General features: G+C 67.0%; 10 protein-coding genes and 1 pseudogene. 5 read left to right on the forward strand and 6 right to left on the reverse strand.

The window, feature by feature from the left end; all coding sequences use genetic code 11:
- Positions 1-18: 18 nt before the first annotated feature.
- Both NFU04_RS05295 and argE read right to left on the reverse strand, forming a co-directional pair.
- The gene (locus NFU04_RS05295; protein ID WP_251308458.1) at positions 19-723 is read right to left on the reverse strand and encodes a glutamine amidotransferase; all 705 of its coding nucleotides are present in this window, start codon (positions 721-723) and stop codon (positions 19-21) included.
- A gap of 13 nt (positions 724-736) precedes the next feature.
- Entirely contained in the window at positions 737-1,891 is a 1,155-nt protein-coding gene (argE, locus tag NFU04_RS05300) for an acetylornithine deacetylase (protein ID WP_251308459.1), read from the reverse strand.
- A 15-nt stretch (positions 1,892-1,906) separates the two neighbouring features.
- On the opposite strand from argE, the gene NFU04_RS05305 reads away from it, so the two are divergent.
- From NFU04_RS05305 to NFU04_RS05315, 3 genes and pseudogenes are all read left to right on the forward strand, one after another.
- Positions 1,907-2,056 carry a hypothetical protein gene (locus tag NFU04_RS05305; protein WP_251308460.1) on the forward strand — a complete coding sequence of 50 codons (150 nt, stop codon included), beginning with the start codon at positions 1,907-1,909 and terminating at the stop codon, positions 2,054-2,056.
- A 168-nt stretch (positions 2,057-2,224) separates the two neighbouring features.
- Positions 2,225-3,331 carry a protein adenylyltransferase Fic gene (gene fic / locus NFU04_RS05310; RefSeq protein ID WP_251308461.1) on the forward strand — a complete coding sequence of 369 codons (1,107 nt, stop codon included), beginning with the start codon at positions 2,225-2,227 and terminating at the stop codon, positions 3,329-3,331.
- A 227-nt stretch (positions 3,332-3,558) separates the two neighbouring features.
- A pseudogene (locus tag NFU04_RS05315) lies at positions 3,559-4,491 on the forward strand (5'-nucleotidase).
- Between the two features lie 52 nt (positions 4,492-4,543).
- Here the strand turns inward: NFU04_RS05315 and NFU04_RS05320 are convergent.
- Genes NFU04_RS05320 through NFU04_RS05335 form a run of 4 tightly spaced genes read right to left on the reverse strand, consistent with a single transcriptional unit; the run spans position 4,544 to position 9,561 of the window.
- Entirely contained in the window at positions 4,544-4,825 is a 282-nt protein-coding gene (locus NFU04_RS05320) for a DUF503 domain-containing protein (protein WP_251308463.1), read from the reverse strand.
- Positions 4,826-4,859: 34 nt separating this feature from the next.
- Positions 4,860-8,156, reverse strand: coding sequence for an AAA family ATPase (locus NFU04_RS05325; protein ID WP_251308464.1), 3,297 nt, complete (start codon positions 8,154-8,156; stop codon positions 4,860-4,862).
- Positions 8,153-8,314, reverse strand: a complete 162-nt coding sequence (locus NFU04_RS05330) for a hypothetical protein (RefSeq protein WP_251308465.1) — start codon at positions 8,312-8,314, stop codon at positions 8,153-8,155. The genes NFU04_RS05325 and NFU04_RS05330 overlap by 4 nt, the downstream gene beginning before the upstream one ends.
- On the reverse strand, positions 8,311-9,561 hold the full coding sequence (locus NFU04_RS05335; protein ID WP_251308466.1) for an exonuclease SbcCD subunit D C-terminal domain-containing protein: 1,251 nt from the start codon (positions 9,559-9,561) through the stop codon (positions 8,311-8,313). Before NFU04_RS05335 ends, NFU04_RS05330 begins: the two co-directional genes overlap by 4 nt.
- A 405-nt stretch (positions 9,562-9,966) precedes the next feature.
- On the opposite strand from NFU04_RS05335, the gene NFU04_RS05340 reads away from it, so the two are divergent.
- Complete coding sequence (locus NFU04_RS05340) at positions 9,967-10,383, forward strand: DUF1499 domain-containing protein (protein WP_251308467.1); 417 nt, start codon at positions 9,967-9,969, stop codon at positions 10,381-10,383.
- A 132-nt stretch (positions 10,384-10,515) separates the two neighbouring features.
- Positions 10,516-10,755, forward strand: a 240-nt coding sequence (locus NFU04_RS05345) for a leucine zipper domain-containing protein (RefSeq protein WP_251308468.1), incomplete at its 3' end; no start/stop codon positions are given.

Genomic DNA, 10,755 nt, shown 5'->3' on the forward strand with positions numbered 1-10,755 from the left:
AACGGGCCTGGGGGCCAGTTACAAGAGACGCGCGAAGCGCGTTAGCAGCGAACCGCTTTCCGGGGTGTCGGTCACCCCGTCGAGCAGGGCCTGGGGGTCCTGTCCCTGGTCGCGCAAGGCCTCTACCTGGCGAGCCAGGTAGGCGTGCATCACCGCCGGGGTGAATTCCGGATGAAACTGCACGCTCCACTGGCGCGGCCCGTAACGCAGTGCCTGATGGGCATCATGGGCATTGCGGGCCAGCACCGTGGCATCCCGGGGGGCCTCGAGCACCGACTGGGCATGGGTCAACTGGGCCGGGAAGCGCTCGGGCAGGGCGCCGAACAGGGCATCCTCACGGCCCGCCGCGGTGAGTGTCAGCGTATGGGTGCCGGACTCGCGCCCCGCCGGGTGATAGTCGCTGACGCCGCCGAAGGCCGCGGCCATCAGCTGGTGCCCGTAGCAGACCCCCAGCATCGGCAGCTCTCGCCGGCGGGCCTCGCGAAGCCAGGGCTTGAGCGCCTCGCTCCAGGGCTCGGCATCGCTGACCATGCTATGGGAGCCGGTGAGATAGAGGCCATCGATCCCGTCCAGGTCGGGCAGCGCCTCGTGGCGGGCATCGAAGACCTCCGCGGCGAAGCCCTCCCGGGCCAGGGCCTGGCGAAACAGCGCCTCGAAGTCGCCATGGGCCTCCACCACCTCGGGGAAGGCATCGCCGGTCTTGACGATCAGTAGTCGCGGCATGGGAGCCATCTCCTCAGGTCGTGGTCAGGTGCTGGCCCAGCGCCGCCATGAAACGGCTGCCCGCCTCCAGCTCGGCGAGCTCGATATATTCGTCCGGCTGGTGGGCCTGAGCGATGCTGCCGGGGCCGCAGATCAGCGTGGGCAGCCCTTGGCGCTGAAACTGGCCCGCCTCGGTGGCATAGGCCACGGCGCCGGCGGGGCGCTCGCCCAGCAGCGACTGGCAGAGCTCGAGCACCTCGGCGTTGTTGTCGTCGGCCAGGGCCGGCACCGTCTCGTTGAGGGCCTCGGTGACGATGGCGGCCTGGGGCGCGCGCTCGCGCATCTCCGCCTCGAGCTCGGCGGCCCGGGCCTGAACCCGGCCCAGCAGCTCGTCGAAGCGATCCGACGGCAGGTGACGGATCTCCCACTCGAAGACACACTCCCGGGCCATGATATTGATCGCCGTGCCGCCGGCGATCTTGCCTACATGCAGGCTCGAGTGGACCACGTTGAAGGCCTCGTCGACGCGCCCCTCGGCCCTGAGCTCCGCCATCACCTCCTCGATATAGGTGACCAGCCGGGCGGCGACATGGATCGCCGAGACCCCCTGGTCGACCTGGCTGGAGTGGCTGGCGCGGCCGGTGACGGTGGTGCGCAGGTTGGTGGCGCCCTTGTGGGCCACCACCGGGTGCATCAGGGTCGGCTCGCCGACGATCACCGCCGCGGGGCGCGGATGTTCGGCCATCAGCCTCTCGATCATGCGCGGGGCGCCGATGCAGCCCACCTCTTCGTCGTAGGAGAGCGCCAGGTAGAGGGGCACCGGCAGGTCCAGCCGCACCCACTCGGGTACCTGGGCCAGGGCACAGGCGATAAAGCCCTTCATGTCGCAGGTGCCGCGGCCGTAGAGGCGGCCGTCGCCCTTGTCGGTGAGGGTGAAAGGGTCGCTGGACCAGGGCTGGCCATCCACCGGTACCACGTCGGTATGCCCGGAGAGCACGACGCCCCCGGCCACCTCGGGCCCGATGCGCGCCAGGAGGTTGGCCTTGCGCCCGTCGTCGCTCTCGATGCGCTGATGGGGCACGCCATGGTCGTCGAGGTAGGCCTCGACCCAGCGGATCAGTTCCAGGTTGGAATCCCGGGACACGGTGGGAAAGCCCACCAGGGTCTCGAGCAGTTGGCTGGCGGTCATATCTGGCTCCTGTCGATGATGGGAGCAGCCTACCACGACCGCCCCGATGCCGGCAGCGAGCAGGACGCGGACGAATGCTCTCGCGCAGGGCTCGACCGCCTGGCCAAGCGGCTCAACCACGAGGTCCTCGAGGCCCTCAACGACGCCCTCTGGAAGGCGAGCTGACATGTTCAAGAAACGAGATTTTTTCGACACGCTGCGCGGGCATGTCGATGGCATCGACACGTCGTTACGACATGTTTAAAAATCTCGGTTTATTCGACACGTCCTCTGGATATGTCGACGGCATCGACATAAGCTGACGACGTGTCGATTTTCGAGGAAAAAATGAACATGAGCTGGCGCCCCGACCAACCTCACAATGACTTGCCGCCGCTGCCCCCGGTCGAGGAACTCGAGACGCCGGCCGTGCTCAAGGCCTGTATACCCGCTCGAGCGGCCCTGGCGGAGCTGAAGCAGGCGGGGGCGCTGCTGCCCAACCAGAGGCTGCTGATCAACCTGTTGCCCCTGCTGGAAGCCCGCGACAGTTCGGAGATCGAGAACATCGTCACCACCACCGATCGGCTCTTCCAGTTCGCCCAGGAAGATACCCATGCCGATCCGGCGACCAAGGAGGCATTGCGCTATCGCACCGCGCTGAGCCGTGGCTACCGGGAACTGGTCGGGCGACCGCTGTGTACCAATACCGCCGTAGAGATCTGCAGCACCATCAAGGGCGTGGAGATGGAAATTCGCCGGGTGCCGGGCACCACCTTGACCAATCTGGCCTCCGGCGAGGTGATCTATACCCCGCCCATGGGGGAGGAGGCTCTGCGGGAAATGCTGGCCAACTGGGAGCGCTACCTGCATGAGGAGGATGGCGTCGACCCCTTGATCAAGATGGCCGTGGCCCATTACCAGTTCGAGGCGATCCATCCCTTCACCGATGGCAACGGCCGTACCGGGCGGGTACTGAACATCCTCTACCTGATCGAACGGCAGTTGCTGTCGTTGCCGATCCTCTACCTCAGTCGTTACATCGTGCTCAACAAGCCCGACTACTACCGCCTGCTGTTGGCGGTGACGCGTGAAGGGCAGTGGCAGGAGTGGCTGCTCTATATGCTCAAGGCCGTGGAGTACACGGCGCGCTGGACCACCGACAAGATCGCGGCGACCCGAGCCCTGATCGAGGAGACCACGGGTTACATCCAGCAGGAGCTGCCTCGGGTCTATAGCCATGAGCTGGTGCAGGTGATCTTCGAGCAGCCCTACTGCCGCATCCATAACCTGGTGGAGCGCGATATCGCCAAGCGCCAGACGGCCTCGAACTATCTGCAGCAGCTATGCGATATCGGCGTACTCAAGGAGGTGCGAGCCGGTCGTGAGAAGCTCTTCGTACACCCCAAGCTGGTCGCGCTGATGACCGAAGACGGCAACGAGGTCGTTCCGTACCTGAAATAGCGCCGCTACGATTCGTGGCACTGGGTGAGAGCGGTATCCCAAGCCTGGCGCGCCGCCCACCCCTGATCTGATCAGCGGTGAGTTCTCGGCCAGGGTGCTGCTGGAGCGCGTCAAAGCGGAGACAGCCAAGCAGAAGCCGGCGGCGGAAACGGTAACCACATAAGCTGGCTCTACTTTCAGTTTTATGATATCTGTTTTCAAGGGCTTTCTATGTAATCGGAGTCGCTATGCCTTATGATTTAACCACTAGGCTGGTCGTGGGTCTTTCTTCTAGCGCATTGCTCAACCTTCAGGACTCCGATGAGGTGTTCCGTACCCAGGGAGAGAAAGAATACCGTAAATATCAGAGGGAAAAGCAGGATGAGCCTTTAGATAGAGGTGTTGCTTTTCCATTTGTTAGGCGCCTTCTTTAACTTAATAAGCTGTGCCCGGAAGACCCGCCTGTCGAAGTGATTCTCTTGTCGAGAAATGATCCTGATACTGGGCTTAGGGTGATGAACTCGATAGAGTATTATGAGCTTGGCATGACGCGCGCTGTCTTTCTTCAAGGAAAATCTCCGTATAAGTATATTCCCGCTTTTGATATTGAGCTTTTTCTCTCGGCTAATCATCAGGATGTAAAGCAGGCAGTTCTTTCGGGATATCCGGCGGGGCAAATCCTTAAGGGTGATATAGTAGATGATCAAACTGATTTTGAGCTTCGAATTGCGTTCGACTTTGACGGTGTGATTGCTGATGATGAAGCCGAAACGGTTTATAAGTCAAGTGGAGAGCTTGATGATTTTCATAAGCATGAGTCTAAAATGGCGAATGTTGCCCATAATCCTGGTCCATTGAAAAGTTTTCTTCAGAGGGTTTCTAATATTCAAAAGCTAGAGCTGAAAAAGGCAGAGGAAGACCCATCTTATGATCCGGTTCTTAAGGTGTCTATCGTAACGGCACGTAATGCACCTTCCCATAAGCGTGTTATCAATACAATGCGTGAGTGGGATATATTGGTTAATGAGGAATTTTTTATGGGAGGGGTTGAAAAGTCAAAGGTGTTGGATATCTTGAAACCCCATATATTCTTTGATGATCAAAAGCTTCATTTGGAGCCTTCGTCTTCGGTTCTTCCTTCTGTGCATATTCCTTTTGGAGTTGCTAATAAGAAAAAGTAGGTGACGAAGTCGGGGACGTACCCCTTTCTCCCTGGGGCATAGGCGCCGGTCGCTAGAGCAACTCCCGGGTCGCCTCCATCACCCGCCCGTCGACGCCGCGCTGGATCTTGTCCTCGATCTCCGCGAGCAGCGACTCCACTTTCTGTGCTGTGGTGGCGGTGGCCACGAAGGTCCATTCGCTGGCCTCCAGGCGGTCGAGGTCGCCGCTCTCGCAGACCGCCACCGCCGGCTGGCGGCCGAAGCGTTCATGCAGGCCGCCCATGCGCTGGCGCTTCTCCTTGAGGGAGCGACAGCCGGGCAGCGAGAGGCGCAGGGTCAGGATACCGATATGCATGGTGTCGTCTCCGGGGGCGTGTGAGTCTCAGCGCTTAGACACTGACCAGCCGGGCGCGGCTGGTGCCGTTGCCCAGCGGCTCCACCCGGATCTGCACCGGGATGCGTTCGTGCATCTCCTGGACATGGGAGATCACCCCGACCCGGCGGCCCAGGGCCTGGAGGCCGTCCAGGGCCTCCATGGCCAGGGCCAGCGACTGGGGGTCGAGGCTGCCGAAGCCCTCGTCGATAAACAGCGACTCGATCGTCAGCTCCCCGGAGGCCATGGAGGCGAGGCCCAGGGCCAGGGCCAGGGAGACCAGGAAGGTCTCGCCGCCGGAGAGGGAGTGCACCGAGCGGGTCTCGTCGCCCATGTCATGATCCACCACCAGCAGGCCCAGTTCGCTGCCGCCGCGAATCAACCGATAGCGGCGGCTCAGGCTGCCCAGGTGGGCGTTGGCGTGCTCCAGCAACTGCTCCAGGTTGTAGGCCTGGGCGATGCGTCGGAAGGCCTTGCCTTCGGCGGAGCCGATCAGCTCGCTGATCTGGCCCCAGCGGCGATACTCGGCGCGGGCCGCCTCCAGCGCCGCCCGGCCCTCTTGCTGGCGGGCACGCTTGCGGTCGTCGTCATTCCGGGCATAGACGGCGGCGTCGCGGACCTGCTGGGCTTCCTCCCGCTTCGGGGCCAGCTCGGCCTGGGCCGCGCTGGATGCCGCCTCTTGTTGGGCCAGCTCGGCGTCCATGGCCTCGGCCAGCAGGGCCTCGTCCTCGGCCTGTGGGGCGACTTCACGGCGATGGGTCAGCAGTTGCTGGCGGCGCTCGGCCAGGGTGGCGGCGGCCTGCTGGCGGCGACGTTCGGCCTCGTCCAAGGCCCGCTCCTGAGCCCTGGCCTCGTCCTCGGGCTGGGCCAGCAGGCGGGCCAGGGTGGCATCGTCCAGCTCGGGATGTCGCTGCCGCCAGGCGTCCAGTTCCTGATCCAGGCGTTCCAGCTCCCGGCGTAGCTGGGCCAGCCGCTCGGCCTCGTGGTCTCGGCGCTGGTCGAGGCGCTGGTACGCCTGCTCGGCGGCGTGTCGTTGGGCGAGGGCGCTGTCCCGGGCCTGGGTGGCCTGGGCCTGTTGCCGATCCAGCTGTTGCTGCCAGGCATCGGCGCTGGGGTAATCACCCAGGCGGGTGCGCAGCTCGGTGGCCAGGCGCTCCCGCTCCTGGTGCAGAGGAGGAAGCTGGGCCTCCAGCTTGGCCAGCTCCTGGTCGAGGCCCTGGCGGCGGGCCTCGAGCTGGGCCAGCGCGATCTCGCCCCGGCGCAGTCGCTCATCGAGGGGAGCCAGGGCGCGTTCGGCCTCGGCGAAGGCGGCCAGCGCCTCGGCCTGCCGGTCACGCTCGTCTTCGCTGGCCTGTTGCCGGGACGTCAGCCAGGCGTCCCGGGCTTCGACGGCGATGGCGGCCAGCTCGTCCCATAGCGACTCTGCCTGCAGCGCCTGGTTGGCCGCCGCCAGGCGATGTTCGGCCGCCGCCAGGTCGCTGGCCAACTGCTTCAGGGCACGCTCCGCCATGCGGTAGTCACCCACCCGTTCCTGGTGCCGGCGTTGCGCCTGGTCGAGCCGCTCCCGGGCCTCGCCCAGTTGGCGCGCCTCTTCGGCCTCCTGGGCGGCGAGCTGGGCGGCCTCGGGGCTGGTGGGGGGGCGTTGGCGGTAGGGGTGGTCTAGGCCGCCGCACACCGGGCAGGGTTGCTCCTCCGCCAGGGTCTCGCGGAGCCGCGCCACGCTCTCGCTGCGTACCGCCCGCTGCCGCTCGATCAGGGCCGAGACGCTGTCCAGGTGAGACTGGGCATGGTCCAGTCGCTCACGGGCGGCCTGGCCCTCCGCGAGAAGGGTGTCGCGGCGCCGACTCTCTTCCTGACACTGGCGGACGAGCTCCTGGCGCCGGTGCTCGGCGCGCTGCTGCTCCTGCCAGCGGCTGGCCAGTTCCCCCAGGGCGAGGCGGCGGCGGGCGGCCCGGTCATGGCGCTCCTGAACCGCTCGGCGGACGGCGTCACGGTCGTCATGATCGCCCAGCAGGCGGGTCAGGGTGGCCTGCCAGCGGTCGCGCTCCTGCAGCAGCTGTTGCCGGGCATCGAGCTGCTCCTGGTGCCGGGTCGCGAGTTGCGTCGCTTCGGCCTGCCGTTCCTGACGGGTCCGGGTCAGCGTCGCCAGCTCCTGCTCCACACCGGCCAGTTGCTGGGCCAGTTCGCGGGCGATACGTACTTCGGGCTCGGCGGCCTGGCGGGCCGCCACGGCCGTCTCCAGCGTCGCCTTGGCCTGGTCGAGGGTCTCGGCGGCATGGCGTTGCTTGGTCTCGGCCTCGGCCAGGGCCTGATGGGTCTCGGCGTGGCTGGCCTCGAGGCTGGCGAGCTCTTCGGGCAGGGCGGCCTGGCGCGCCAGGGCATGGCGCTGGGGGGCGAGCAGGCGTCGCCAGTCCCGCTCGGTGCGGGCGGAGGCCAAGGCCTGCCAGTGGGCCTCGGCCTCTTGCTGGCTCGCCAGGCCCTGCCGGTAGGCGTCACTCAGGTGCCGGTCCGTGGCGTGCCACTGCCGGCGCCGCTCCAGCTCGGTGGCCTGTCGGTTGAGCTCGGCGAGGCGGGTCTCGGCGGCCTCGACCTCGCGCTCCAGGGTGGCCCGGGCCTCGGCCTCGGCGGGCAGGTCGTCGGCGAGCCGGGCCTCCAGCTCGGCCACGCCCTTCCTGGCCTCGCTGGCGCGGCGGTAGGCGGCGATGGAGATCCGCGAGTACTCGGCGGTGCCGGTGAGGCGTTCCAGCAGGTCGCTGCGCTCGTTGTCGTCGGCCTTGAGGAAGGCGGCGAACTCGCTCTGGGCCAGCAGCACGGCGCGGGTGAACTGGTCGAAGGTGAGGCCCAGGCGCCGGGGCAGCAGCTCGGCGAACTCGCGCTTCTGGGTGGTCAGCAGGCGGTCGTCGTCCAGGTCGGTGAGCGACTGCTCCACCGCCTGCAGGCGCCCCCCGACCTTCTCCCGGGCGCGGCGCACCGCCCAGCGGGCCCGGTAGCGGCGACCGTCGCGGCCCAGGAAGTCCACCTCGGCATGGCCGCTGGCCGCCCCCCGGCGCAGCAGGGTGCGGGGGTCGGCGGTGCCGACCGTCTCGCCCGCCACGTCGGGCAGCGGCGCTTCGCGGCCGGGGGCCTGGCGCAGCCGTGGGGTATTGCCGTAGAGCGCCAGGCAGAGGGCATCGAGCAAGGTGCTCTTGCCGGCGCCGGTGGGGCCGGTGATCGCGAAGAGGCCGGCGTCGCGCAGCGGCGAGTCGGTGAAGTCGAGCGCCAGGGGGCCGGGCAGGGAGGCGAGGTTCTGCAGGCGCAGGGCGAGGATTCTCATGGGCGTCCCTCCAGCAGGGGCTCTCTCAAGTTCCCGGCGCCGGTGGGGCCGGTGATCGCGAAGAGGCCGGCGTCGCGCAGCGGCGAGTCGGTGAAGTCGAGCGTCAGGGGGCCGGGCAGGGAGGCGAGGTTCTGCAGGCGCAGGGCGAGGATTCTCATGACGGCTCCCCCTCGTCGAGGACGTCCTGGAGCAGGCGGTCGAAGTCGGCCATCACCGCCTCACTCGGGGGCGCCTCCCAGTGGCGCGCCCAGGTGTGCTGGAAGAGCTTGCGCGGGCCCAGGGAGGCGAGATCGACCCGGGCCGCGGTGGGTGTCTCACCGCCCCGGGGCAGGCGCCGCTCCAGGCGCAGCAGGCGTAGCGCCTTGCCTTCCAGGGCGGCGTCGATGCGCGCCCGCAGGTCGGGAAGCGGCGCCTCCAGTTCCACCCGCACCTCCAGCCAGGGCCACTGTTCCCGGGGCAGGGCCGGGTCCTGGGGCAGGGCCTCCAGCTCGGCCAGCACCGCCTCGAGGGGGGCGGGGCCGACCCGATGCATGGCCACCGGGCGGGGAATCGGCAGGCTCTCCACGTCGGCCAGCGCGGCGCCCTTAAGGGTCACCGCCACCACCTGATGGGGGTAGCCCACCTCGCTGAAGTCCAGGGGCAGGGGGCTGCCGCTGTAGCGGATGCGCGCCTCGCCGACGCGCTGGGGACGGTGCAGATGGCCGAGGGCCACATAGGCGATCTCGGCGGGGAAGAGGGTGGCGGAGAGCGACTCCTCGCCGCCGATCACGATGGGCCGTTCGCTGGCCTCGGAGACGGCGGCACCATGCAGGTGGGCATGGCTCATGGCCACCAGGGCCTGATCCGGCCGGCGGCGCGCCCGGGCGGCCTCGATCAGCTGGCGATGCACCCGCTCGATACCGGCCACGTAGTCGTTGCCTCCCTCCGCGGCGGGGTCTGCCGCCAGGCCGTTGCCGGTGACCTCGGCGGGGCGCAGGAAGGGCAGCGCCAGGCACCAGGCCCGAGTCTCGCCCGCGGCATCGGTGAGCGGAACCAGCAGGCGTTCGGCGTCCAGGCGGCCGTCGTCGAGCCAGCGCACCCGGCCCAAGGCATGGGTGCGCAAGCGCCTCATCAAGGGGGCCGGCAGCTCGATACGGTTGCCGCTGTCGTGGTTGCCGGCGATCAGCACCATATCGAGGTTCGGCAGCCGCTCGTGAGCGCCGACGATAAAGTCGTACAGCAGTTCCTGGGCGCGCAGCGAGGGATTGACCACGTCGAAGATATCGCCGGCCACCAGCAGGGCATCGGCCTGGCGTTCCACCAGGGTGTCGAGCAGCCAGGTGAGGAAGGCGTGGTGCTCCGCATGGCGCTCCTGGCCATGAAAGGTCTGGCCGAGATGCCAGTCCGAGGTGTGAATCAACTTCACGGCGAGGGTCCTTGTACCGGGCGCCGGGGTCTGCACCGGCGCGCCATCCATTCGGGCGGGTCGCAGGGCGCTGACCCGAGGCGGTCATCTTGCCATGCCAGGCTAGGGCTGTCGTCGCCGGTTCGAATCCCGGCTCAAGGCGCCGGTTCGTGGCGTTGCCGGGGCCGGCTGCGGGGCCGTTGATGGGGCCTGCTTGCAGCGGCCGCGGGAGTGGCGTTGACTGAGATAGACCAAGGTCGAAAACCTCGGGGGACGGTGATCCGGATTCACCGGCAGGCTTGACACGAGAACGTTTATGGAAAATATTTCCATATAAGGCCTCTGAAGAAGGCCGATGGCAGGAGCGATGCCTCTGCCGACCACGACACCACAACGATGCGCAGCCCACTGCGCGAGGAGGCCTCGATGCTGACCAACCCATTGACCAGCAAGCGTCCGGAATCGCTCGGCGCTCACCAGGGGCGCCTGGCGGCCTGCCCCAGTACCCGCAACAGCGTCTGCAGCCAGGCCGAGGATGCGGCCCACTATATCGCCCCCCTGGAGCCGGGCGATCGCTGCCCGGCCGAGATGATGCGTCGCCTCAAGACCGCGTTGATGGGGTGCGAAGAGGCGGAGGTGATCACCGCCAGCGATACCTATCTGCACGCCGAGTGTCACTCGGCCCTGGGCTTCGTCGATGACCTGGAGCTGCTGTGGAGCGAGGACGAGGGCGTCTGCCATGTACGCAGCGCCTCGCGGTTGGGCATCACCGACCTGGGCAAGAACCGCGCCCGGGTGGAGAAGCTGCGCATGCTGCTGGAAGGCTGGGGCTTCTGCGACTGAGTCGAGCCATGGCGAGGGCGCCGTTGCATGACTGGTCGCTGACGCCTAGCTGTGATCTCTCGGTAGGTTGTTCATCCGGAGCCGACCCGGAAAACTGGGGGTGCGAACCAAACCAACCTCCAGGAGGCCCGGATGAACACCCATAAGAATGCCCGTCTCACTCCTCATGGTCGAGCCCTGCTGGTCCGCCGAGTCCTCGAAGAAGGGCTTCGCCCCGAGGAAGTTGCCCAGGCGCAAGGCGTCAGTGTACGGACCGTCTACAAGTGGGTACGCCGCTTTCGTGAAGCGGGCGAGGCCGGCCTCCAGGATCGCTCATCGCGCCCTGAGCGCAGCCCCTTCGCCACAGAGGCCACGGTGGTAGAGCACATCATC

This window comes from Halomonas sp. NCCP-2165, from assembly GCF_023708045.1.
Taxonomy (GTDB): Bacteria; Pseudomonadota; Gammaproteobacteria; order Pseudomonadales; family Halomonadaceae; genus Bisbaumannia; species Bisbaumannia pacifica.